This is a genomic window from Alitiscatomonas aceti (assembly GCF_025567195.1).
In the GTDB taxonomy this organism is placed as follows: Bacteria; Bacillota; Clostridia; order Lachnospirales; family Lachnospiraceae; genus Alitiscatomonas; species Alitiscatomonas aceti.
In genome coordinates, this window is sequence record NZ_JAOQJF010000015.1 from 24,835 (window position 1) to 49,562 (window position 24,728).

Genomic DNA, 24,728 nt, shown 5'->3' on the forward strand with positions numbered 1-24,728 from the left:
TCACTTTTCTTAAAGCCTGTAAAGCCGTCTGGCATTCTCTGCGGTGACACGGATCACTTCGTCCTTCTCCATGCCCTTAAGCTCTGCCAGGGCCTCTGCCACATAGGAAAGATACAGGGAGGAATTTCTCTTTCCCCGGTAGGGAACGGGCGTCAGGTAGGGACAGTCCGTCTCCAGGACCAGACGGTCCATGGGCGCGTATTCCGCCACCTCCTTCAGCTTTTTGGCGTTCTTAAAGGTCAAGACGCCGCCGATCCCTAAGAAATATCCCATGTCCAGATATTCCCGGGCCTGGTCCACACCGTAGGAAAAGCAGTGGATCACGCCGCCGGTGGTCCCTTTGTGCTCCGCTTTTATAATGTCCATGGTGTCCTTTGCCGCGTCCCGGCTGTGGATCACCACAGGAAGCCCCGTGTCCTTTGCGATGGAGAGCTGGCGGACAAACCATTTTTTCTGGATCTCCCGGTCCGGCTCATCCCAGTAATAATCCAGGCCGATCTCTCCGATGGCCACGATCTTTTCCGATCCGGAGGCCTTCCGGAGCCAGTCCATGTCCTCCTCGGTCAGATCCTTTGTCTCATTGGGATGGACCCCCAGAGCCCCGTAAAAAAAGGGATATTCTTCCGCCAGGGCCAGGGTGGTCCGGCAGGACTCCATACTGGCACCGATGTTGCAGACGTTCCCGATCCCGTTCTCTCTAAGGCTCCCGATCAGGCTCTCCCTGTCCTCGTCAAACGCCTCATCGTCGTAATGGGCGTGGGTATCAAAAATGTATTCCATAGATCAGCACTCCTATGAAGTAAATGATGAGCAGATGGGCCGGGTAAAACACATAAGGCAGATATCCCAGCCGCCTTCCTCTGGTTCCATTGTAACGGCTGATGAAGAAAAATGCAATGCATCCGAAGCCGCCCCAGACGATTCCCTCCAGAAGGATCAGCACCGCGCCTCCCGCCAGGCTCTGGGCCTGGAAATTTCCATTATAAAAATACAGGATCAGGATAAAAAGCACGCCCAGTGGGCCGTAGTCGGAGTTTAAAAGCCCGGACGCCGCCATGGAAGCAGCTGCTGTAAGGACAATGGCCGCCGTTTTAAGCCACACAGCCCCCGCACGGCCTCCAAAGGCCCCTTCCTCCGGCTCCCAGGTCTGGACGGCCCGGATCCCCTTTAAGGCCAGAAGGCTGATAGAAAGAGTTACCAGCGTATTCTGCACCGGATACATCGGCCTTCCGCTGCATATAAGGTTAAATGGGATCTCTGAAACCAGAGCCAGAAGGACCATGCGCTTCATATACCTTCCCCAGTCTCCCGTGTGGAAAAAGCCCTGGACCAGAAAAAAACCATAAAGAGGAAAAGCCACCCGCCCCGCAAGGCGCATGGCTGTTCCCAGTATATACCAGGCCATAGGGAGGTCCGTGCCGCCGCGTTCCATCAGATGGAACGCCAGATGGTCCAGGACCATGGTCCCCATGGCGATCCGCTTAAGGTCGGATGCAGAATACGTCCTCTGCCATCCTAGCATACTTCGGAGCCAGGTTTGATATCCTTTTCCGGAGTCATAAGAGCCAGATTTCCCTCATCGTCCTCAGCACACAGGATCATGCCCTCCGAAAGCATTCCCGCCAGCTTTGCCGGCTTTAAGTTGGTAACCACCATGACCTTTTTCCCCACCATCTGGTCCGGCTTGTACCAGGCCTTGATGCCGCTGATGATCTGTCTTGTCTCAGAACCGATCTTCACCTGGGAGCAGAGCAGCTTCTTGGACTTGGGCACTTCCTCGCATTTTACGATCTGGCCGATCTGGAACTGGAGCTTTGCAAAGTCATCGTAGGTGATCTCCGGCTTTTTCTCCACATCCACAACGCTTTCCTCCTGGGCGTTTTCTTCTTCTCCGGCGGCCTTGGCTTCTTCTGCCTTCATGGCTTCCACCTTCTCCAGGACCTCCTTCACGTCCATACGGGCGAACAGGATCTCCGGCTTCTCCGTTACCTTATTTCCATTGGGATACAGTCCGAACTGGTCCATGGCCTCCAGAGTCCTCTTTTCTGTATTGAGCTGGGCCAGGATCTTTTCAGACGTCTCCGGCATAAAGGAGGACAGGAGAGACGCGCCGATGGTGATGGCCTCGGTCAGGTTGTAAAGCACCGTAGCCAGACGGTCCTTCTTCTCCTCATCCTTTGCCAGAGTCCACGGAGTGGTCTCGTCGATGTATTTATTGCTGCGGCGGAAGATATTGAAGATCTCTGTGATGGCATCGGCCACGCGCAGCTTCTCCATCTTCTCGTCTGCCTTCTTCACAGCCTCTAAAACAGCGGCCTTTAAGTCATCATCCACGTCCTCGCAGACGTTTTTGTTCTCCACAACGCCGCCGAAATATTTATTGGCCATGGAAACGGTACGGTTCACCAGGTTGCCCAGGATATTGGCCAGATCGGAGTTCATCCGCTCCACCATTAATTCCCAGGAGATCACGCCGTCATTCTCAAAGGGCATCTCATGGAGTACAAAGTAACGGACTGCGTCCACGCCGAAGAAGTCCACCAGCGTATCGGCATACAGCACGTTTCCTTTGGACTTGCTCATCTTTCCGTCGCCCTGGAGGAGCCACGGATGGCCGAATACCTGCTTGGGAAGGGGCAGATCCAGGGCCATTAAGAAGATGGGCCAGTAAATGGTATGGAACCGGATGATATCCTTACCGATCAGATGGAGATCTGCCGGCCAGAACTTATTGAATTTTTCATCATGGTTCCCATCGCAGTCATAGCCGATCCCTGTGATATAGTTGGTCAGGGCGTCCAGCCATACATAGGTCACATGCTTCGGATCGAAATCCACCGGGATCCCCCACTTAAAGGAGGTCCTGGATACGCAGAGATCCTGTAAGCCCGGCAGCAGGAAGTTGTTCATCATCTCATTTTTCCTGGATACCGGCTGGATAAATTCCGGATGGCTGTTGATATGGTCGATGAGCTTCTGGGCATATTTGCTCATACGGAAGAAGTAAGCCTCCTCCTTTGCAGGCTGTACCGGACGGCCACAGTCGGGGCACTTTCCGTCCACCACCTGGGACGGGGTCCAGAAGGACTCGCAGGGCGTACAGTAAAGGCCCTCATAATGGCCCTTATAGATATCGCCTTTTTCGTAGAGCTTCTTAAAGATCTTCTGCACCTGCTTTTCATGGTACTCGTCAGTGGTGCGGATGAATTTATCATAGGATGTGTTCATCAGATCCCAGATATTTTTGATCTCTCCCGCCACGTTGTCCACAAACTCCTTGGGCGTCACGCCGGCGTCCTGGGCCTTTAACTCGATCTTCTGGCCGTGCTCGTCGGTTCCGGTCTGGAAATATACGTCATAGCCCTGCTCTCTTTTGTACCGCGCAATGGCGTCTGCCAGCACGATCTCATACGTATTTCCGATATGCGGTTTTCCGGATGTGTAGGCAATGGCCGTGGAAATATAGTACGGCTTCTTACAATTCTTGCACATAAAAAATCCTCCTTTAAGACAAAAAAAGACCCGTCTTCTCTTAAAGACGAGTTCTCCCTCGTGTTACCACTTTAATTCAGAGATCCCTCACAGGATCCCCCTCACCGGCTGCCATAAACAGCCTGACGCGCTAACGGGCGCTTCCGTCGCGGCCTCAACTCTCTGCCCTTTTACCGGCAGCTCCTTCAGCCGCGCAGCTCCGGGACCATCTTCTGCAAAAGCTCCGCTCCCCGCTCGCACCATCCGGGGTCTCTGAAAGCTTCCCTTTTTGCATACTCTTCCCTTCACAGCCTTTTCCCTATTATACCCCTAGTCTATCCTGTTCCAGCGGTTTTGTCAAGACTGGGAAAACGCCTGCAGGCAGACTTCTGCCATCCCGCTCCGCAGCCTCCGGCCAAAAACCGGCACATACCTCTTCCATCCCCTTCATATACTGGCGGTATACAGCCGGTCTCCGGGCGCTCTTCCCGGATCTGGCCCGGCTTTTCAAGGAGGTATCGTCATGCGGCCTGAACATGGCTTTTCCCGAAAACATCCGTACATACTTCTATGGGGGCTCCTGGCCCTGTCCCTGCTTCTCACCTCCTGTGGCCGTCAGAGGATCCGGCAGCCCGGAGAAAGCAGCGCGGCCTTTGAAAACAGCACCGCTCCGGGAAACGGCGCGGCTTCGGAGTCCGGCGGGGCTCCTGGGTGTCCGTCCCAGGAGGACATTGCCGCTGCCCAGGCTGCCTTTGATTCCTTCTGCACCCAGGTCTTCCAGGAGGAGATGGCCCAGGCCGGTACCCTGGACCTCCACTATACGCTGCTGCGGCCGGAAGCCTTCGGGATCTCTCCCGGAGAACCGAGGCTGGGTACCTGCACTTTGGAGGACATGATCCAGTCCGGGGCGGCGGTCCAGGAGCTGGCAGACCGGCTGGCAGCCTTCGACCGCTCCCTGCTCACCGAAGACCAGGCCCTGGTGTACGACGCCCTTTCCGAGACCCTCCAGGCCTCCCTCATGGGCCGGGGACTGGAGCTTTATGAGCAGCCCCTGGCTCCCACCATCGGTGTCCAGGCCCAGCTTCCCATTCTCCTGGCAGAATATTCCTTCCACTCCTTAAAGGACGTGGAGGACTACCTGGCCCTTCTGTCCCAGACCGATGCTTATTACGCCCAGATCCTGGAATTTGAAAACCAGAAGGCCGATGCGGGCCTGGGTCCCTCGGATACCACCATCGACCGGATCCTGGAATCCTGTGAGAGCTACCGGATCGATCCGGACCAGAACTTTCTCACTGAAACCTTTGCCGCCAGGCTGGCGGCCCTGGAACAAGAGGTCCCTCTGACCGCAGAGCAGAAGGCGGATCTCCACTCCCGCCATCTGTCCGCCATACAAGGACATTTTATTCCGGCCTACGAGGCCATGATCCAGGGCATGACCGTTCTTAAGGGGCGCGGGATCAACGACGGCGGCCTGGCCGGAGCCAGGGACGGGAAGCAGTATTATGAATACCTGGTAAAAACCGGGCCCGGACTCTCCTATACGGTCCCGGAGCTTAAGGAGGCCTTAAAGGCCAGGATCCGAAAGGACTACGAGGCCCTTGGCCGGATCCTCCGGGAGACTCCCGCTGCCGGTCTGGAAAACGCCTCCTTTTCCCTGACTGATCCCCAGGCCATCCTTCTGGACCTCCAGGAGCAGATGAAGGGGCTTTTCCCGGAGCTTTCCCAGTGCGGCTATGAGGTCCGCCAGGTCCCCTCCTGTCTGGAGGGTTCCTTAAGCCCCGCCTTTTATCTGACGGCTCCTGTGGACGACAGGGACCAGAACGTCATCTACATCAACGGCGGCTCCACCGACAGCCGGAAGGACCTCTACACCACCCTGGCCCACGAGGGCTTTCCCGGCCATCTCTACCAGACCGTATACAACCGGACCCACGCGAAAACGCCGCTGTCCGCTCTATTAAGCTGCTCCGGAGCCAACGAGGGCTGGGCCACCTATGTGGAAAATATCGCCTGTACCTTTGACAACGGCCTTTCCAGGGCCGCCGGAAAGTACCGGGCCCATATGCGCTCCCTGTCCCTCTGCGTCCATGGCCTGCTGGATATTGGGATCAATTATGACGGCTGGGACGAGGCCAGAGCCGGGGAATTCATCCGCTCCTGCTTCCAGGCCGACGACCAGACGGTCCGGGAGCTGTGGCAGGTGATGATCGATAACCCAGCCAATTATCTGGAGTACTGCGGAGGATATATTGAATACATGGACATGAGAGAGCAGGCGGAGGCCGCCCTGGGAAGCCGTTTTTCTCCCCTGGACTTCCATAAGCTCCTCCTGGATCTGGGGCCTGTGCCCTTTTCTGTGATCCGCCCCCGGTTTACGGCCTGGCTGGAGGAACAGGTCCGCCAGGCTGCGGGCCCGCCTCCGACCAGAGGGTGAATCCGCAGCTTCCGGTTTAAAGAAGATTTTTATAAAATCCTATCTCTGGATGTTAGATTCTTCAGTATCGTCTTTGTATGAATCAACCAAATACAGAACATCAAAAATCATTCAGCCCCCCTATTGAATAAAATCGACGTCCCCACAGATTGTAAAATCTGTGGGGACGTCTCAGAAACTATAAAATCCCTCCGCAGAAACAACTCTCAGCAAAATACACCAGTAAAGACATATAATAACATCTTACATCCTCTACACCAGAAATATACTTCTGAAATAGTATTTAACTCTTCTTCATTTTAGATAGGTACCGATACTTTTTATGAACTCTAGTGAATTACCTAAAATCCAACTATTTTTTATCTGTCTTTTCGCTTCTTCCACCATCCAGCGATCTTATCCAGGAGCCAACCTCCACCATATAAAATCACCATAGCCCCTATGGCAATAAGAAAAAAGTTCAGCACCATATTTGTTACCATCGGAGCACTTTCTCGTACCATCTGCTCCCTCATAATATCCGATAAAAACACCAATGGCATTCCCTTCATAAGCCGCCTCCTTCCTGGCAGAATTTTTTCTATCATTTATTTTGTTATCTGCCCTAATTGTATTGCATCTTACAAATATTTTCCATTTACATTCTTAGTTAGCAAACCACTATATACCTCATACCATAAAGATACTTTAACAAATAATTTTTGTATAAACTAATAAAAGGACTTTTATATGATTTTTACCCATATAAAAGCCCCTATATCGTGCTTCATGAGATTATTTTCTAGTTGGTCCCACCTCTGTCGGGCCCTCTCCATTAATTGTCTGTACATCATAAGCACCGCTTCCATGTAAATTATACCAGTGTTCAATGAAACGTGTACCTGTCGGGTCTAAATACCAAGCCTCATATATTATTCTGAGATTGCCTGGTTCTACCATCCAATGCTGATTCACCGCCTTATCCACAACACTAGCATAAGGTGAAAGTACATCAGCCTCAAATTTTGCCGTTGCCCAATCTTTTACAGCATATGCATCCCTATCAACAACAAATTTTACCTTGGTTCTCATAGTTCCAGTTGTATATTGGGCTGTTCCTACATCTGAATATGTCTCCTCTGTAAGTAACCACTCTGAATTTGCGTTGAATAATGCTACGGGAGCCTCATAGTGTGTCTTAGGAACATTTGCATCCACCCATTCGGCACGTTCTTCCCAAGTCATATTCCGGGGATCATATTCATCCGTAGTTACGTGCTTTGTTCCCGCCCAGCTTACGAAGCAAGAAAACATAACAAAAACAAACGATAATGCAACAATTTTTTTGATACTCTTCATATGGTCCTCCTTTCAAAATCATATTTACTGTTTACAATTAATATGTTATAATATTAACAGATATAAGTCAAGTATTTTTTAATATTGAGAGGTGTTTTTATGATTAAATCCTTATTATGTCTGATTTTTACGCTTGTTTTCGCACTTTCTGCCTGCTCCCATAAATCGTCCGCTCCGGTTTCTGCCGATACGATGCCGGACATGGAGGAGCTCCTGGCCTATTCCCAATCCCACTCCCAGGAAGAGTATGAGAAAAAATTAAAGGAGATCCAGGCAGTCATCGACAATACCTCTTACGAGGAGCTCTGCCAGATCCTTACCGATTCCCTGGCTTCCTGGGCGGATACACAGACCGATTATGAGATCACCGATACCTCCATAGAATTTTCCGAGGATCCTCTGCTGATGGATGAGCAGAGGAAGGAAAAGCTGTATAACAACTGGACCGTATCTGTAAATATCCAGCTGGCCGGAGATGAGAAGTCCAAATATGATGTTCCCGATGCAGCCGCCATCTACCGCCAGGCGGCAGATGCGCTGCGGAGCACTCCCTACGGGGCCTATAAGCTCCATACCTTAAAGATAACCGCCAGCAGCGACCCGAACCGGATCCTGACCTCGGAGCAGGAAGGCAGCTTCTTTCTGACGGACTCCGCCTTTTCCCTTCCTCAGGAGCCAGAAGAGCTGACGATCCAGAAAGCGGTCCTGGAACAGGTGGAGGCATTCAACCAGGAGTACTTTTCCGATGAGCGCTACCGCGGACAGAATGTGACCTTAAAGCGGTTCGGATCCCCCAGGGATTCTTCTGTTCTTTACCTGGAGTTTCCCATCTACGCTCCGCCCTTTGACCAGGACATGGCTGCCTTTGCCGACAGCCTGGAAGCCCACGGCCAGGAATTTTTCCATGTAATTACGGAAAATAATGAAAATCTGGAATATTTAAAAAAATGTGGGATAACCTCTGTGACTGTCCGTTTTGTCACCTCCTGGGACAACCGCCTGGAAGGCCCCGAGCGGTACCGGGAATTTTCCTGGGAGCTTTAAACCGCGGATCATTTTTTCATTTTCTGATTTCTTATACCGCAATTCTGCGCTATAATGGAAGAAGCGAAAATGTACGGGCGAAGCCCGCAGACCTGTCAGTTTCCATGTAAAGGAGAAATGAATATGAATGAAGTAATGAACGCCATCCTGACCCGGAGAAGCATCCGGAAATTCACCGCAGACCCCATTCCCGCCGAGGTCCTGGAGGACCTTGTAAAGGCCGCCCTCCACGCTCCCAGCGGCATGGGAAAGCAGACCTGGCAGTTTACCGTGGTCACAAACCAGGAGATCATCCATCGTCTCTGCGGCCTCATCGGGACTGAACTGGGCCGGGAAGGCTACGACATGTACGGCCCTGCCGCTGTGATCATCCCCTCCAATGAAAAGGAAAGCCCCTGGGGGAAGGAGGACAACGCCTGCGCCATGGAAAATATCTTCCTGGCGGCCCGCTCTTACGGCGTCGGCTCCGTATGGATCAACCAGATGCAGAACATCAACGACCGTCCGGCAGTCCGCGCCCTGTTAAACGAGATCGGCGTTCCCGCAGACCATGTGATCTACGGCGTGGCCGCCCTGGGCTATGCGGATCCCTCCGTACCTGTGGAGCCCAAGGAACGCACCGGAAAAGTCGTATATGTAAAATAGCGCATAAAACCCCGCCGGGAAACGCTGTAAAGAGGGATTTGAACCTCCCTGTTCTGCAGCGGTCCCGGCGGGGATCTTTATGGGCCCCGGCGGTCTGCCGGGGAATGTGGTCGCTTCTTATTTCTTTATTATCTGTTATCTGTTTAAATTATATCATATTTTGCAGATATTTTTCATTTACTTTTTAATTTAAAGTCTTACGGTTTGCTGACGGATGCTTTAAATATTATCATTTGATAGTCTGTGAGGTGTGAAAGGTGTCAGATCCGCATGAATACTATACTATTAGCACTTTCACAAGTTCTAAATATCCGTTACTCTTGCCTTTTTAGTGCCTAAATGGTGCCCAGATTTCCCACGAGGATATAAAGACAATGACGGCGCAGCCGTTTATTTTATCATTGACAAGGCAACCGGCCCTGCTATCCAGCCAACGGATTATGCTCATTTGGTGAAATGTTTTAAGACTGTTTGCTGTGAAAAATAAGTTCTTTTCCATTTGCACTTGCATATGAAATTTCATTGGCAACTGATGTGCCGATATATCCATCAATGTCAACAATATAAACGGCATCGCAAATATCTATTTTCTTATAATGCGCTGCCGCAAGACGTTTTTGTACCTCTTCGGGTATCGGTTCATTCTGCTCATTGTAGACGCATTGAATTACAGCAACCCCCTTTTCAGCCTCCAATTTCCAAGAAATCTGCTTCATTTCCTCTGCAAATTTCATACTGCCGCAAATTGTTACAATTTTAATTTTGCTCACCTCTCCCAATATAAATTTTCTTCGGGTTCCGTGGAATTTTCCTTGAACAGATTATACCATGTCCTCCGGACATGGTACCCCTCCGGGGGAATTAAGCGCCTGGCTTTCTGCGGTAAACGCAGAAACCAGATGCGTGATGGTATAATGCCTGCTTTGCAGACATTATACCATGTTTCCTGCTTATTTCCCACTTCATTCGGGGTGCGCCTTATAGATAAGCATTTGCAAAAAACAAACATGTGCATGCCCATGGAAGAGCTGTACATGCTGGAAATGAACCTCAGCCCGGAGGCGTCAGCGACGGAAACTTTGTATCAGCAGAAGGAACTCCTACCATAGACGGAATGGGGCCGACTGGCGGTATGATGTGCTCCCCAGAGGAGTTTCTTGAGGTCAGTACCATGGTCCCCTGCGGCTCACGCCTGGCCCTTACCATTATGAAGCTGGGTAAGCCGTAATTGCATACGGTTCCGGCCCATTTCCAAAGCCGCCAGATAATTTTTTCATTTTCCGATTTCTTATGGCGCAATTCTGCGCTATAATAGAAGAAGCGAAAATGCATGGGAACTGGCCGCGGTCCTGTCAGTTTCCATGCAGCCTAGAAAGGAGAAAATCTTATGGAACGAGCAAAGCAGTTAATGGAAATGGTCGCAAAGTATGAATCCCTGATCTACGATACCGCCGACTATATCTGGAAGAACCCGGAGACCGGATACCGGGAGTGGAAGACCTCCGCATATATGGAGGAGCATTTCGAGGCCCTGGGCTACACCCTCACCAAAGCCGGAAACATCCCCGGCTTCTACGCCGATCTGGACACCGGAAGACCCGGACCGAAGATCGCCATCTTAGGAGAGCTGGATTCCCTGATCGTTGGAAATCACCCGGACGCGGATCCCGAGACTCACGCGGTCCATGCCTGCGGCCATAACGCCCAGTGTGCCATCCTTCTGGGAGTTGCCGCTGCCATGAAGGAGCCGGGCGCGCTGGATGGTCTCTGCGGCTCCATCCGTTTCATGGCTGTACCGGCCGAGGAGCTGATCGAGCTGGGCTTCCGGGAGGAATTACGGAAGCAGGGCGTGATCCGGTATTTCGGCGGAAAGGTGGAATTTATTTCCAGAGGCTACTTTGACGGCGTTGACATGGCCATGATGATCCATTCCGGAAAGCTTCCCGAGGGAAAGACCCTGTCCGTCAGCCAGGGCTGCAACGGCTGTATCACCAAGAATATCACCTTCAAGGGCGTGGCCTCCCATGCCGGCGGTTCTCCGGAAGCCGGAAAGAATGCGCTCTATGCGGCCACCTGCGGACTGAATGCCGTCAACGCCATCCGCGAGACCTTCGTGGACAGCGAGCACATCCGCTTCCATCCCATCATCACCGAGGGCGGAGCAGCCGTCAACGCCATCCCGGAGACAGCCAAGGTGGAATCCTATGTACGCGGCGCTTCCTTTGACAGCATCCGTGATTATAATAAAAAGGTAAACCTGGCTCTGGCCGGAGCGGCCGCCTCTCTGGGCTGCAATGTGGAGCTGGACGACCATCCGGGCTACTTCCCCTTAAATAACGACGCCAACATGACGGAGATCCTGACAGAGGCTATGGAAGCGGTAACCGGGCCCGGTACTGTGACCCGCGGCTCCTGGGGGACCGGCTGCACCGATATGGGCGATGTTTCCGCCATCATGCCGGCTATCCATCCCCATGCCAGCGGCTCCATCGGCACCGGACACGGCAAGGACTACTATGTGGCTGACAAGAAAGCCGGCTGCCTGTATCCGGCCCAGTGCCTGACCGTAGCTGCCTCCATGTTCCTGGAAAACGACGCCGCCAGGGCAAAGAAGGTCCTCGCCGAGGCGAAGCCTTACTTTAAGTCCAAAGATGAGTATCTGGCTGCCATTGACAATCTGACCATGGATAAAGACGCTGTCATCTACAACGCGGACGGCACCGTTACCCTGGATTTCTGTCAGAGATAACGCCGAAAAGCCAATCCATTCAAGCAGGGGGCAGGTGCAGCCCATATGAGCTGCATCCGCCCCCTGTTCTTTTCCCTTCCGGTATCTTCAGACAGATACCGCCTGTCTTTATATAAACAGATATTGGAACAGATTAAAGCTATAACCCACAAAAATGATCCCCACGGTACAGACCGCCGCAAATGTTCCCAGGAGCCGCGGCTTCACCGCCTTTCCCAGCATGACCATGGACGGAAAGCTCAGGGTGGTGACCGCCATCATGAAGCTTAAGATGGTCCCCAGCTGGGCGCCCTTGGCCAAAAGCGCTTCCGCCACTGGGATGGTCCCGAAAATATCCGCGTACATGGGGACGCCCACCAGAACGGCCAGCACTACGCCAAAGGGATTTCCGCTTCCCAGGGCAGCCTCGATCCATTCCCCAGGGATCCAGTTGTGGATCACGGCTCCGATACCCACGCCTGCAAGGATATACGGGAATACCTTTTTGAAGGTGGACTCCACCTGGTCCCTGGCATAGGCCAGCCGGTCCCGGACCGTAAGCGCCGGACCTTCAAGATCCACCCGGCCTGCCATCCGGATAAACTCCTCCACCTCAGCCTCCATGTGCAACTTTTCGATCACCGTCCCCCCAAGGACCGCCACAAAAAGTCCCAAAAGAACGTATACAGCCGCGATCTTCACACCGAAAATACTCGTCAGGAGCACCAGGCTCCCCAGATCCACCATGGGGGAGGAGATCAGAAAGGAAAAGGTCACGCCCAGAGGGAGGCCCGCCCCCGTAAATCCCATGAACAGGGGGATGGAGGAGCAGGAACAGAACGGAGTCACCGTTCCCAGAAGGGCCGCCGCGATCCTGGCTCCCAGCCCATGGAACCGGCTCAGGATCCTTTTGCTGCGCTCCGGCAGAAAATAGCTCTGGATATAAGAGATCACAAAGATCAGCGTGCATAATAAGATCGTGATCTTAATGATATCATAGATAAAAAAATGTACGCTGCCGCCAAGTCTGGAGGAAATATCGGTTCCCATGGCCGTAAGGCCCGATCCCACCGCATCCTTCAGCCATTTCATGCCGAGGATCTGGTCCTGGATCAGGCTCCACAGCCCCTTTCCTGCCTCCATCATTTCTTCAGCAGACGGACGATCTCCGATGTCTTCGCCGTCCGTCCCGCGATCACCAGCTTACCGTCGATCATCAGCGACGGTGCCGCCATGACGCCCAGCTTCACGATCTCCATCAGGTCTCCGACCTTTTCCACCACTGCATCGCTGCCAGTCTCCCTTACGGCCTCCATCACATTTTCATACAGCTTATCGCAGTTTTCACATCCCATACCGATCACCTTTATGACCATGTTATCCTCCTTTAATTCTTAAGCTTCATCTCGCTGCCCACATGCTCCTCCCAGGCGGAGAAGATCTTTTTTATGACCATGGGACCGATCTTTGAAATAAACACCAGCTGGGACCGTTCAAAGGCCCCGCACTCCTTATAGTCGATCAGGGAGCCTACCACGTCCACCTGGGTCCAGCCCGTCTCTTTAAGATCACAGAAGCCCTTGATCCGGTGTACATCCGGAGCCACCGCCGCTAAAAATTTGTGGAGCTTTTCCTTTTCCACCTGGCCCTCGTATTCCATGAACAGGGACTTGGGCTTTGTTTCCACTGAGTTGGTGGTCTCCTCGCTTTCGGCCCACTGGAAGATCCTCAGATCCTTCTGTAAAAAGGAATGATCCATTTCCCCATTGACACTTTCAAGAATCTCACACACCGGGTTGATCTCCCGGATCTTTTCTGCCACCTGCTCCATCAGCCCCGCATCTGCCAGGTCTGTTTTTGTAATGACCGCCAGATTGCAGTGCTTCAGCTGGCGGAAGGCCGTCTCCTCATCCTTGACCTGCTCCAGGAAGTTCACCGCATCCACAAAGCAGATCACGCCCTTAAAATCGTATTCCTTTTCCGAAGCGATCCGAGCCGCGTCCAGGATCTCCTGGACATTGGAGGGATCTCCCCAGCCGGAGCTTTCCACAAAAAGATAGTCAAAATCCCGCTGGGCCATTTCCGCCAGGGCCTTGACAAAATTTAACTTCTGGCAGGTGCAGAAAATAGAGCCCCGGTTGATCTCCACCATCTGGATATCGTCATTCCGCAGGATCGTTCCATCGATCCCCAGCTTCCCGAATTCATTCTGGATGACCCCGATCCGGCTGCCCTTCAGTCTCTCCAGAAGCTTTAATAACGCCGTGGTCTTTCCAGAGCCCAGAAAGCCGGTCAGAACGTACAGCTTCGTATTCACAGTTTCCATTTTTTCCATGTCCTCCTTTTTTCCCTCTTTCTTCCCGCAGCCGCAGACCCCTGTCCCCGTCTCCGGGACCATCAGCCCCTCCGCCGCCCGGCAGATCTCTCCCACTCTGGCCTTATTCAGAGAATAATGGGTCCATTTTCCCTCCCGCCGCGGGATCACAAGCCCCGTGTCGGTCAAAAGCTTCATATCGTGGGACAGAGTCGGCTGCGTAATATGAAATTCCTCCAGGATCTTACAGGCGCAGAGCTCGCCTCCTGCCAGCATGTGGACGATCTTCAGCCGCTTGGGATCTGAAAGAGCTTTAAACAGCCTGGCATACTCTGTATAGTCCAAATTTACATATCCCCTTTTACAGATAGATTTTTTTCTATGTTTGCATTATAATTCTCATATAGAATTTTGTCAATATATTTTTTCCAAAAAGGGCTGCTGCAAAGAGAAAGCCGTCCCGCTTTCCTTTTACAGCAGCCCCTCTTTTCACCAGCCTTCTCTTACTTTCTTATACCGGGAGGGCCGGACTGGGGACGGCCAACGGCCTTTCCCTGCCGGGTCCCGGGCCTCTGTCTCCCAGCGCCCCTTCCGGCTTTAATCCCATCCTTCCGCCTTCCGGAACTATTTCCTGCTTCCGGCGCAGCCTTCCCCTTCCCGGATCCGCGCTTTTCAGCCGTCTTCTTCACACTGTATCCAAAGGTTCCCAGGCATTCCCCCAGGCCGTAATACCGCCCGTGGGAGTAGGCCATGGGTCTGGCCGCTGACAGGTGGAAGGTGTCCTTTTCATCCATATATTTTTCGTCCACGTCCACCGCCACCACCTGGGCCAGAAACATATGATGGCTTCCCAGCTCATCCACCCGCACCACCCGGCACTCCAGGTTCACCGGACATTCCCGGATCAGCGGGACTGAGACCTTACTGGCTTTTTCCTTCGTGAGCCCCATATCTGCCCATTTATCCGTATCCCGGCCCGACCGGACGCCGCAGTAGTCCGTAGCCCGGGCCAGCTCCTCTGTGGTCAGGTTTACCACAAACTCCCCGGTCTCCCGGATCATATGGTAGGAATACCGCTCCGGCCGGATGCTGATGGTCAGCATCGGCGGATTGGTGCACACCGTTCCCGCCCAGGCCACGGTGATGATATTGGCGTTTCCCTCTTTATCGGCCACAGAGACCATGACCGCGGGAACGGGGTACAGCATGTTCCCCGGCTTAAACTGTCTTTTTCCCATAAAATTCCTCCAGCTCCCGCCGCTTACTGCTGCAGCGCCATCATGATCTGGGGGGCCAGCTGCTTCTTTCTGGAAACCACGCCCGGAAGGCTGACGATGCCGTCCATCTCTTCCATCTCCTCGTCTCCGGAGCCATCCTCATCTGCCATATGGAAGGCCGTGGAAACAAGCTGCTCGGCCCCCTGGCCCACGCAGATCAGGTCCGTGGACTCTGTCAGGATATTAGTCAGCATGAAGAACATCATATCCGCGTCATGCTGCTCTCTGGCCTTCTCCGTATAAGCCAGCATCCGGGGCTTCAGATTCTCCAGCTCCTCTGAATCCAGAGAGGTGATCTGGCCGATCCCGAACACAGAATTTCCCACCGTGAACCGCTTGAAATCCTGGTAGAAAATGTCCTCGTCCGATTTTCCCTTCAGATTGCTGCCAGCTGCAAACATCTTTTTTGCATACTCCTCGGCATGGATCCCCGCGATCTCCGCCAGAGCCAGGGCCGCCTCCTTATCCACCGCTGTGCAGGTGGGGGAACGGAACAGCAGCGTGTCTGAAATAATGGCGCTGCATAAAAGTCCCGCTGTGGTCTTATCGATCTTCACGTTATTTTCCTGGTACATCTGGTAAATGATGGTAGCCGTACAGCCCAGAGGCTGGTTTCTGAAAAATACCGGAGACATGGTCTGCACCGTTCCAAGACGGTGATGGTCGATGATCTCCCGGATATCCGCCGTCTCAATGCCCTCGACGGCCTGGGTCCGCTCGTTGTGATCCACCAGGATGATATGTTTTCCCTTAGCTCCCAGCAGGTTCCGGCGGGAGATCATGCCCAGATATTTTCCGTCGGAATCCAGGATCGGGAAATCACGGTGGCGCTTGTTGGCCATGATGTCCCGGATATCGTCAATGGGGTCCTCATCGGAGAAGCCGATGATATTTTCCATGGTCATAAAATAGCTGATGGGCATGGACTGGTTGATCAGTCTCGCGGTGGTATATGTATCATAGGGCGTGGTGATCACCGTGCAGCCCCGTTCTTGGGCCAGCTTCCGGATGGTCAGGGAAACGCCAGCGCCCTCGCAGACAATAATGCAGCCCGCCTCCATCTCAATGGCGCAGAGCTGGGATTCGTACCGGTTTCCCAGGATCACCAGGTCATGCTTTTCAATATAATTCTCCATCAGATCCGGATTTGCGGCGGCGATCAGGACCTTTCCCTTATCAAAATATGCCTCCGCGTCTCCCACCACAATGCTGCCCTCCAGGGTATCCAGGATGTTGGAATACTTGGTATTGGCCTTGGAAATGATACTGCTGTCATACAGGTTCATATAGGATTTGGTAATATCTCCGATGGTGATGACGCCCTCTAAAACGCCCTCCTCTGTGACACAGGGGATCGTCACCACATTGTTTTCCTGCATGAGGCTCCATGCGGTCTTCAGGGAGATGCCCCGGTCCACGCCTTTGGTCTTGCGGATCTCAATATCCTTTACCTGGGTCTTCACGCTTTCCACCAGACGGGGCGCTTCCACATGGAAAAAATCCAGTACAAACTGCGTCTCCGGATTCACATTTCCAGCGCGGCACGGTTCATATTCCTTTCCCGTCAGCGTCCGCTTCAAGGCGGCATAGCAGATGGCAGAACAGATGGAATCCGTATCCGGGTTCCGGTGTCCAATGACCAGCGTCTTCTGCTTTTCTGTATTTATCATAAATGGTCTTCGTCCTTTCCGATGATTTCATGGTCACATTCCAGTTCTTTCTTAAGTATAGCACACAGGGTAAAAACCGTACACCCGGGAATTTGTACAAAAAGCAAAGCAAAACGGGGGCATAATCAGACATGCCCCCGGATATTTATCTGTTTTTTTGAACTGTTACTTTTTCACGATCTGTACCCGGAAATCACCGGTTCCATCGTAGTAATAATCTCCCACAACCTTTAAGCGGTAGCCCGCCGGAACCGTCGTCATCTCTGTACAGTTGATAGTACCCTTGCCGTCCACAAGGCCTTCGGCCCAGATCTGTCCGGGCGCCCATACCGTATTGTCTTCCTTACAGTAGTATACCACATTGACCCAGCCGCCGGTCTTGGTGTCGTCCTTTACGATACGGACACGCAGCTCGCTGCCGCCGTCGTAATAGTAATCGCCAACGACCTTCAAGTGATAGCCCTTGGGTACTGTGGTCATTTCACTGGAGTTTACATTTCCTTTTCCATTCACAAGGCCCTTGGCCCAGATCTCTCCGGGGGCCCACACGGTGTTGTCCTCCTCACAGTAATATACCACGTTGACTCTTCCGCCCTGGGTCTTCTCCTTAATGACCTCCACCCGGAGCTCATCGCCGCCGTTATAGTAGTAATCGCCCACGACCCTCAGCTTATAGCCCTCGGGCACTGTGGTCATTTCACTGGAGTTCACATTTCCTTTTCCGTTCACAAGACCCTTGGCCCAGATCTCTCCGGGAGCCCACACGGTATTGTCTTCCTCGCAGAAATATACTACATTGACCCAGCCGCCTTTTTTCTCCTGGTTATTGTTGTTTCCGTTTCCATTGTTGTTTCCATTATGGTGCCCGTTGTGATGGCCGTTTCCGTTCTGATGGCCATGGTGATGGCCATTGCCCGGCCAGCGGTCGTCATCATCATCGTCCCAGTCGTCATCATCCCAACGGTCATCGTCATCCCAGCGGTCGTCGTCATCCCAACGGTCATCATCGTCATCGTCGTCATCATCCCAGCGGTCTTCCCACTTGTCTTCCCACTTATCGTCCCAGTCTCTGGCCAGGGCCTCAATGCTCGTCAGCTGGGTACCTGCGATCATAAAAGCTGCTGCGAATAATAATCCCTTTACATTTCTCTTTCTCATATGATGTCCTCCTTTTATCTGATTTCACGATTTTTTTCTTCTTTATATCTGGATTATAGTATAAAATTTCCATGATTTCAACAGATTGGAAAAGACGTAAGAAAACGTATGAAAAATGTAAAAATGTAATAAAAAAGTAATATTCGTAACATTCTTTCTATGCATTTTTCCCAGTAGCACCCCGTGAACAAAACTTACAAAAGCCGCTTACAATAGTTTCATAATCTATTTACAATTTATTCATATTTTGTTCACATATATTTTTTATACTAATTGCATAGAAAAAATTTATTTCTCATCGCCAATATGACAAATTGCACATAGATTTTTCATAATTGCCCCGGCTGTCGCAGCCGGGGTCTCCTCATTTTATCCCAATACCAGCTTCGCAGCCCCATAGATCCCCGCATCGTTTCCCAGTGTAGCCAGGAGAACCTTTGCCTTCTTTGTGGCCATGGGCGATAACTGGTCGTGGTATCTCTGGATCTTTTCGGTCAGAAAGGTCCCAGCCCTGGAAACGCCGCCCCCGATCAGATAAGCCTCCGGATCCACCACCATGGTGATCCCGGCCATGGCCCAGCCCAGATACCGGCAGGAGGTCTCCACTGACTCCAGGGCCAGAGGATCCCCTGCCCTGGCTGCGTCCAGCACGCTCTTAGCCGACAGATTTTTCACTTCCCGCAGAGATGAGGGCCGCGCCGGATCTGCCTCCAGGAGTTTCCTGGCCAGACGGGCGATCCCCGTGGCCGAAGCTGCCTGCTCCAGACATCCGTATCCGCCGCAGTTGCACTGCTCCGTCTCTCCTTCGATCACATGGATATGGCCGATCTCGCCGCCGACGCCCTGCATACCAGACCAGATCTTTTCATTGAGGATAATACCGCCGCCGACGCCCGTTCCCAGGGTGATCATGACCATATTTTTATAGCCGCGGCCGCCTCCCTGCCACAGCTCCCCCAGGGCAGCCACATTGGCGTCATTGGCGCTCTTTACCGGCATCCCGTCCAGAAGGCCGCTTAGGATCTCCTGGGGGTTCATGGCCTTCCAGCCCAGGTTCACGCAGAATTCCACGTGGCCATCCTCCAGGACCGGCCCCGGAAGTCCCATGCCGGCTCCTTCAAAATCTGCCGTCGAAAGTCCCCTTTCCGCTGCCTTTTTCTTTATGGCCGCCGCAATATCCTCCAGGATATGCGCCCCTCCGTTTTCCTTTCTCGTGGGGATCTCCCACTTCTCCAGGAGCGTTCCGTCCTGCTCAAACATACCGAGCTTTACGGTCGTGCCTCCGATATCGATTCCAATGCATTTCCGGCTCATGACTGATCCTCCCTTTCTCCTGGCCGCCCGCATTCCTTCCTCCCGCTCCTGCGGCCTTTTTCCATGTTTTTTCTGTTCCTTCCATAAAAAGATTCCGGGACCGGATTTCCACACCATCCGGCCCCGGTCCCATACTCTGTATTACAGCGCTTTTACAGTATTGACCACGTTCTCCACCGTAAAACCAAATTTTTCAAACAGCTTTGCTGCCGGAGCGCTGGCTCCGAAGCTCTTCATGCATACATACGCTCCATCCAGGCCCACATATTTTCCCCATCCGAAATCGGAAAGCGCTTCGATGGCGACTCTCTTTCTTACGGCCCTCGGAAGGACTGCCTCCCTGTACTCTGCGCTCTGCTCCTCGAAAAGCTCCATACACGGCATGGAGACCACGCGTACCTTCGTTCCTTCTGCCTCCAGCTCTGCCTTGGCCTTCACTGCCAGCTCCACCTCGGAGCCGCTGGCAATGAGGATCACCTCCGGCGTACCCTCGCAGTCGTCGATCACATAGCCGCCCTTTAAGGCCTCCCTGCTGCTGCCCGTGATGGGGGCCAGGTTCTGTCTTGTGAGCACCAGAGCTGTGGGAGTCTTCTCAGAGGATGCGGCGGTCAGCCATGCGGCAGATGTCTCCGTTGCATCGCAGGGGCGGAATACCCGCAGGTTGGGCATGGCCCGCAGCATGGCAAGCTGCTCGATGGGCTCATGGGTCGGTCCGTCCTCGCCGACGCCGATGCTGTCATGGGTCAGTACAAAGGTCAGCGGAACGCCCATAAGAGCAGAAAGTCTCGCCATGGGCTTCACATAATCGCTGAATACAAAGAACGTGGCGACATAGGCCCGTAAACCGCCGTGGAGCATGATACCGTTTCCGATGGCGGCCATGGCCAGCTCTCTCACACCAAAATGGATGTTTCTTCCCGCCGGGTTTTCTGCGGAGAAATCGCCCTCGCCCTTCATCTCCGTTTTATTGGAGGGTCCCAGGTCTGCGGATCCGCCGATCATGCCCGGGATCTCATCCTTCAGAAGATTGATCATTTTTCCGGATAAGGATCTGGTGGCCTCCGGCTTTTCCTGCTCCAGCCATAATTTTTCATTGTTCATAAGAGAATCCGCATCCACTCCGCTGTGGTACTTCTCCCAGAGCGCTTCCATCTCCGGATATTCCTGGCAGTAGGCTGCAAACATCACGTTCCAGGCTGCCTCTGTCTCTGCCTTTTCCTCTGCCAGCTTTGCAAAGTGGGCATATACCTCGTCCGGTACGAAGAACGGCTCCTCATAGGGCCAGCCCAGGGTCTCCCGCATGGCCTTTACATTGTCCACGCCCAGAGGCTCGCCGTGGGCGCTGGCCTTGCCCTGCTTGGCCGGACAGCCGTAACCGATCTCTGTTTTAATGGTGATGAAGGACGGACGTTCCGTATCGGCCTTTGCCGCCTCGATGGCCAGGCCGATGGCGTCTAAGTTGGTGCCGTCCTCTACGGTGATGGTCTGGAAGCCGAAGGCCTTCATGCGCTCCTCCACGTTCTCCCTGAAGGCCAGGTCTGTGCTTCCCTCAATGGAGATCCGGTTGGAGTCATAAAGAACGATGAGCTTGGAAAGGCCCATGGTCCCGGCCAGGGAGAACGCCTCGGAGGAGATCCCCTCCATCATGCAGCCGTCGCCGCCCAGCACATAGGTGTAGTGATCCACCACTGGATAATTTTCCTTATTAAATACGGCAGCCAGATGCTTTTCAGCCAGGGCCATACCCACTGCCATGCCCATTCCCGCGCCCAGAGGGCCTGTGGTCGCTTCCACTCCGACGGTGTGGCCGTACTCGGGATGTCCCGGCGTCAGAGAGCCCAGCTGGCGGAAATTCATGATATCCTCCTTGGTAAGCCCGTATCCGAACAGGTGTAAAAGGGAATACAGAAGCATGGAGCCATGGCCGCCGGAAAGGATGAAGCGGTCCCGGTTCTCCCATTTGGGGTTGGCCGGATTGTGATTCATGTGATTGGCCCAGAGCTCATATGCCATGGGAGCGCTTCCCAGGGGCAGGCCCGGATGGCCGGAATTGGCCTTCTGGATCGCATCAGCGGCTAAAACTCTGATAGAATTGACGGACAGTGCATCGATTGCTTTCATGTCTCTTCCTCCTAAGAACTGTGCTTGTTTTTACATTTGTTTTATTGATGTTAGGGTCAAAAGCTTTTTGACCCCTCTGATATCGGATTGCTCCGCACTATGTGCTCCCGCAATCCTCAAAACCCTCAAATCCGCTCATTTTTCTATGAAAAATGGCTGCTTTTCGGTGTTTTGGCGGGTCTCAAGTTCAAACATCCTCCCGCAAGCAGGCTTGCGTCGGATTTATTGACCTTTTGACCCTGATATCATTTTAATTTTATCTCTTTCATTACCTCGCTCCCGGCCACGATCAGGGAATTTCCATGGTTTTTCCCCGAGCGCACACAGGAAACGGAAAAATCGAACTGGCCCTGGAATTTCAGATGGCCGTCCAGGCTGTATACCCTGCACGATTCCTCATTATACAGGATAACCCGGTCGCCGTCAATTTCAACTCCGGCATAATCGTAGTCAAAGTCCACGGTTCCGGCCAGCTTTCCATCAGTCGTATACACATCCAGGCGGCTGGGGTTGCCGGACCCGTTCTCCACCACGACTCCGGCGTACTTGTCCGAGTAAAAGATGCTTTTGATCTCCTCCTCCACCGGGACCGTCACCACCGTGCTGTCCGGGATCACGTTTTTCACTGAAATAAAGGTCAGCCCCTTGTCCGAAAACGCGCAGACCGTTTCCTGGTTCAGGTAAACGACCCGTGCCGCCATTTTATCATCAAATTCCTCTTCAAAGCCTCCGATAAAACGATTATTCACGTTTTTTCCGATTTCTGAGAAATCATAAAAAACAACTTTATTTTTTAAAGTCCCGTTTTTCATGTACATGACCGACATGACGATCTGCTTTCCATCCGGCGACAGGGCGATATCCACTGGATAGCCGTCTCCCGACAAAAGCATTTTGATATTGATGCCCAGCTCTTCCCCATCCTTTTTAAAATAGAAGATGTAGCACGCCGAGCTGTCCTCCACCACAGCCGCCGTGATCCCCCGGGAGGACACAGCCGCCTTTGTAATGGGAAGCTGGGTCTTGGCAACGCCGGTACAGCCGGCCGTGCTGCATATATAGAGCTGGTTTCCCTGCTGATCTGCGATCACCGCATAGTCTCCGTTGACGTTGATGACCGGAGTCTTCATCTCAAAGCTCTGGGTCCAGACGGTCTTTCCCGCTCCGTCAATATAAGAAGCTCCGTCCTTGGTATAGCGGATCATATTCTCGCCAAAATACGCATATTTCACAAATCCGCTTTCGCTGACGCTCTTACTGGGTGTGATCTGGGGCGGCTGGCCATCATCCTCCCCAGCCCCTTCCGGGGCGTTGGCCGCCTCCGGATCCCCATTTTCCGGTGTTCCGTTTTCTCCGGCCTCCGGGGCGTTTTCTGCACTGTTTTCAGCGCCCGTATAGCGCATCGGTCTCTCCCAGGCCACATCGTAGCCGGTATACTCATACTCGCTCTGATATTTATAGAAACAAAAACCGGTCACTGCAAGAAACAGGACTGTCATGACCGTCGTCAGGATCCGCTTTTTCCGCCTTTCCCGATGGACCTGGCGGATCACCTCTTCGCTGTCCTCCTCTTCATACCGGGACGGGCGTTCCTCCTGCGGCGGCTGGACAATGTTTCTGCGGAGCTGCCGTTTTTTTGATTCTCTGTCCATAAAACCCATATCATTCATATATTAAATCTCCCGGAAATGCCCATATATTTTTAGTATACACCATTTCGGGGAGATTCGCATTAAATTCTTTCTTAAATTATTCCTTCTCCAGTCACTCCTTTGACGGCAGGATCAGCTTCTGCCCCGCCAGGATCCGGTTCTCATCCTCCAGGCCGTTGAGGCGGCAGAGCTCCGAAAGACGGCTCAAGGTGCCATATTCTTTGAAGCAGATCCCATAAAGCGTCTCTCCCTCCCCCACCTGGTAGATCTCATATCCGTTGGCCCTGGCAGCTTCAAAGTCGATGGCAGGACAGTCCCCAGAGGAGGCGTCTCCCTGGCCGGATTCTGTGGGGGCTTCTGCGGACGGAGCTGTCTCTGAAGCCGGGGCTGTCTCCGGACTGCCGGACGGATGTGCCTCCTTGTCCATTCCAGTCAGCCTCTGGGGCGCTTCCGGAGAAGACGGAGCCGATTCCGGGGCAGAGGAGTCCGAAGAAGCCGTTTCCGGCACAACCTCTTCAACAAGATCGGAATCTGCCAGAGCCCCGCCCTCCTCTATGGAGGAGCCTTCTTTGGCAGGAGGCGTTTCTGCCATGGTCTCGCCCTCATAGGTCTCCCCGGTCTCTCCCGGCAAAACCTCTGTGGGATACACGCTCCCAGTCATTTCCTCGATCACAAAATCCGGCTCCTTGGCCTTTTCCTTCCGGTACTCGTCCCAGTCCGTGATACCGGCGGGAAGCACCGAGGTAAGGACGCTTTCCATTTCCCGCATTTTTGAATAATTATTGACCATGACCACGCCTCCGGCCAGGACGGCCACCGAAAGGGCACCGCACAGCATTCCCAGGGCGCTGGTCTTATGGCTCTCCATATCCGCCTGTTCCTTTTTTACCACCATCCGCTGGCGGAAATCCCGGATCACCTTCTCATGGGAGCCTGTCTCTACCCGGCGGACGTCCTTTCTGGTGATCATGTAGTCCTGCATCATCTGGTTCCGTTCATAATATACACAGTGGCCCTTCAGACGATAAAATCCGTCCTCTGAGGTCACATAGATGACCTCCTCGCCCTCCAGGCCATGGTTCAGATACATGAGCTGGTTCTTTCCTGCAAAATACTGGCAGTGCTGCTTCCAGTAATTCAGCGGGCTTAACTGGCTTCCAGGCCCTCCGCAGAGAAACCACCCCTGGATCGTGCGCTTGGGAAATGCCTCCTCCATGGCCTGGTACGCCTTTTTCCATCCGCTTTCTGTAAAGACGATCTTTTCCCCGTCGGTCTCCACATCCTCCATCTCCATGGCCCCGTCCACAAACACATACGGAGTCCCGTCGTACTGTTCCACGCTTCCCAGCAAAAGTCCCACCCGCAGCGTCTGGCTCCCAGACGGGTACAGGCGTTTTAAGTATGTATTGACATAATCCTCCATATAAAAACGGATCACCTGGTCCGGATCTCCGATCTGGCGGATATTTTTCGGCAGTTTTGGAAACGGATTGTATAAGTCTCCCATGGTCTCACCTCGCTATATTCTTCCACGGGAAGGCCGGGCCTGTCCTCCGGTC

19 protein-coding genes, 2 pseudogenes and 1 other annotated feature are annotated in these 24,728 nt (G+C 53.1%); of the genes and pseudogenes, 4 read left to right on the plus strand and 17 right to left on the minus strand.

Annotation, left to right across the window (positions count from 1 at the left end; genetic code table 11):
* Positions 1 to 9 precede the first annotated feature (9 nt).
* The 3 genes from OCV69_RS08905 to metG are packed head-to-tail and all read right to left on the minus strand — an operon-like array spanning position 10 to position 3,492.
* Complete coding sequence (locus OCV69_RS08905) at positions 10 to 780, minus strand: TatD family hydrolase (RefSeq protein WP_158358739.1); 771 nt, start codon at positions 778 to 780, stop codon at positions 10 to 12.
* A complete protein-coding gene (locus OCV69_RS08910; protein ID WP_158358738.1) occupies positions 764 to 1,522 on the minus strand; it encodes a TraX family protein in 759 nt (252 codons plus the stop codon). Before OCV69_RS08910 ends, OCV69_RS08905 begins: the two co-directional genes overlap by 17 nt.
* Positions 1,516 to 3,492 carry a methionine--tRNA ligase gene (metG, locus tag OCV69_RS08915; protein ID WP_158358737.1) on the minus strand — a complete coding sequence of 659 codons (1,977 nt, stop codon included), beginning with the start codon at positions 3,490 to 3,492 and terminating at the stop codon, positions 1,516 to 1,518. Before metG ends, OCV69_RS08910 begins: the two co-directional genes overlap by 7 nt.
* Positions 3,493 to 3,531: 39 nt before the next feature.
* Positions 3,532 to 3,789: a binding site (T-box leader), on the minus strand.
* Positions 3,790 to 3,994: 205 nt separating this feature from the next.
* Here metG and OCV69_RS08920 point away from each other — a divergent pair.
* On the plus strand, positions 3,995 to 5,908 hold the full coding sequence (locus tag OCV69_RS08920) for a DUF885 domain-containing protein (protein WP_158358736.1): 1,914 nt from the start codon (positions 3,995 to 3,997) through the stop codon (positions 5,906 to 5,908).
* A 359-nt stretch (positions 5,909 to 6,267) separates the two neighbouring features.
* On the opposite strand, the gene OCV69_RS08925 is transcribed toward OCV69_RS08920, so the two are convergent.
* A complete protein-coding gene (locus OCV69_RS08925; RefSeq protein WP_158358735.1) occupies positions 6,268 to 6,459 on the minus strand; it encodes a hypothetical protein in 192 nt (63 codons plus the stop codon).
* Between the two features lie 223 nt (positions 6,460 to 6,682).
* On the minus strand, positions 6,683 to 7,246 hold the full coding sequence (locus tag OCV69_RS08930; RefSeq protein WP_158358734.1) for a hypothetical protein: 564 nt from the start codon (positions 7,244 to 7,246) through the stop codon (positions 6,683 to 6,685).
* 99 nt (positions 7,247 to 7,345) lie between these two features.
* On the opposite strand from OCV69_RS08930, the gene OCV69_RS08935 reads away from it, so the two are divergent.
* Both OCV69_RS08935 and OCV69_RS08940 read left to right on the plus strand, forming a co-directional pair.
* Positions 7,346 to 8,290 carry a hypothetical protein gene (locus OCV69_RS08935; protein ID WP_158358733.1) on the plus strand — a complete coding sequence of 315 codons (945 nt, stop codon included), beginning with the start codon at positions 7,346 to 7,348 and terminating at the stop codon, positions 8,288 to 8,290.
* A 123-nt stretch (positions 8,291 to 8,413) separates the two neighbouring features.
* Positions 8,414 to 8,935 carry a nitroreductase family protein gene (locus OCV69_RS08940; protein WP_022273440.1) on the plus strand — a complete coding sequence of 174 codons (522 nt, stop codon included), beginning with the start codon at positions 8,414 to 8,416 and terminating at the stop codon, positions 8,933 to 8,935.
* A gap of 461 nt (positions 8,936 to 9,396) precedes the next feature.
* Here the strand turns inward: OCV69_RS08940 and OCV69_RS08945 are convergent, their stop codons facing one another.
* Entirely contained in the window at positions 9,397 to 9,705 is a 309-nt protein-coding gene (locus OCV69_RS08945) for a hypothetical protein (RefSeq protein ID WP_262563066.1), read from the minus strand.
* Positions 9,706 to 10,322: 617 nt separating this feature from the next.
* On the opposite strand from OCV69_RS08945, the gene OCV69_RS08950 reads away from it, so the two are divergent.
* Positions 10,323 to 11,684 carry an amidohydrolase gene (locus OCV69_RS08950; RefSeq protein WP_158358732.1) on the plus strand — a complete coding sequence of 454 codons (1,362 nt, stop codon included), beginning with the start codon at positions 10,323 to 10,325 and terminating at the stop codon, positions 11,682 to 11,684.
* Positions 11,685 to 11,792: 108 nt separating this feature from the next.
* On the opposite strand, the gene OCV69_RS08955 is transcribed toward OCV69_RS08950, so the two are convergent.
* The 11 genes and pseudogenes from OCV69_RS08955 to OCV69_RS09005 all read right to left on the minus strand — a co-directional run bounded on the left by OCV69_RS08955 (position 11,793) and on the right by OCV69_RS09005 (position 24,676).
* Positions 11,793 to 12,806, minus strand: a complete 1,014-nt coding sequence (locus OCV69_RS08955) for a permease (protein WP_158358758.1) — start codon at positions 12,804 to 12,806, stop codon at positions 11,793 to 11,795.
* The gene (locus OCV69_RS08960) at positions 12,806 to 13,039 is read right to left on the minus strand and encodes a thioredoxin family protein (protein WP_158358731.1); all 234 of its coding nucleotides are present in this window, start codon (positions 13,037 to 13,039) and stop codon (positions 12,806 to 12,808) included. Before OCV69_RS08960 ends, OCV69_RS08955 begins: the two co-directional genes overlap by 1 nt.
* Before the next feature lie 11 nt (positions 13,040 to 13,050).
* Complete coding sequence (locus OCV69_RS08965; protein ID WP_158358757.1) at positions 13,051 to 13,989, minus strand: CobW family GTP-binding protein; 939 nt, start codon at positions 13,987 to 13,989, stop codon at positions 13,051 to 13,053.
* A gap of 153 nt (positions 13,990 to 14,142) precedes the next feature.
* Positions 14,143 to 14,253, minus strand: a pseudogene (locus OCV69_RS17185) (ArsR family transcriptional regulator); the annotation flags it as partial.
* Between the two features lie 377 nt (positions 14,254 to 14,630).
* Positions 14,631 to 15,215: pseudogene (locus OCV69_RS08975) on the minus strand (flavin reductase family protein); the annotation flags it as partial.
* Between the two features lie 23 nt (positions 15,216 to 15,238).
* Complete coding sequence (locus OCV69_RS08980) at positions 15,239 to 16,924, minus strand: putative manganese-dependent inorganic diphosphatase (protein WP_158358729.1); 1,686 nt, start codon at positions 16,922 to 16,924, stop codon at positions 15,239 to 15,241.
* A 165-nt stretch (positions 16,925 to 17,089) separates the two neighbouring features.
* Complete coding sequence (locus OCV69_RS08985; protein ID WP_158358728.1) at positions 17,090 to 18,082, minus strand: hypothetical protein; 993 nt, start codon at positions 18,080 to 18,082, stop codon at positions 17,090 to 17,092.
* Positions 18,083 to 18,451: 369 nt separating this feature from the next.
* A complete protein-coding gene (locus tag OCV69_RS08990; RefSeq protein WP_158358727.1) occupies positions 18,452 to 19,396 on the minus strand; it encodes an ROK family glucokinase in 945 nt (314 codons plus the stop codon).
* Between the two features lie 141 nt (positions 19,397 to 19,537).
* Entirely contained in the window at positions 19,538 to 21,517 is a 1,980-nt protein-coding gene (tkt, locus tag OCV69_RS08995) for a transketolase (RefSeq protein ID WP_022272129.1), read from the minus strand.
* Between the two features lie 245 nt (positions 21,518 to 21,762).
* Positions 21,763 to 23,187 (minus strand): DUF5711 family protein, encoded by a 1,425-nt coding sequence (locus tag OCV69_RS09000; protein ID WP_022272128.1) that lies wholly within the window; start codon positions 23,185 to 23,187, stop codon positions 21,763 to 21,765.
* Between the two features lie 94 nt (positions 23,188 to 23,281).
* Positions 23,282 to 24,676 (minus strand): LysM peptidoglycan-binding domain-containing protein, encoded by a 1,395-nt coding sequence (locus tag OCV69_RS09005; protein ID WP_158358726.1) that lies wholly within the window; start codon positions 24,674 to 24,676, stop codon positions 23,282 to 23,284.
* Positions 24,677 to 24,728 lie beyond the last annotated feature (52 nt).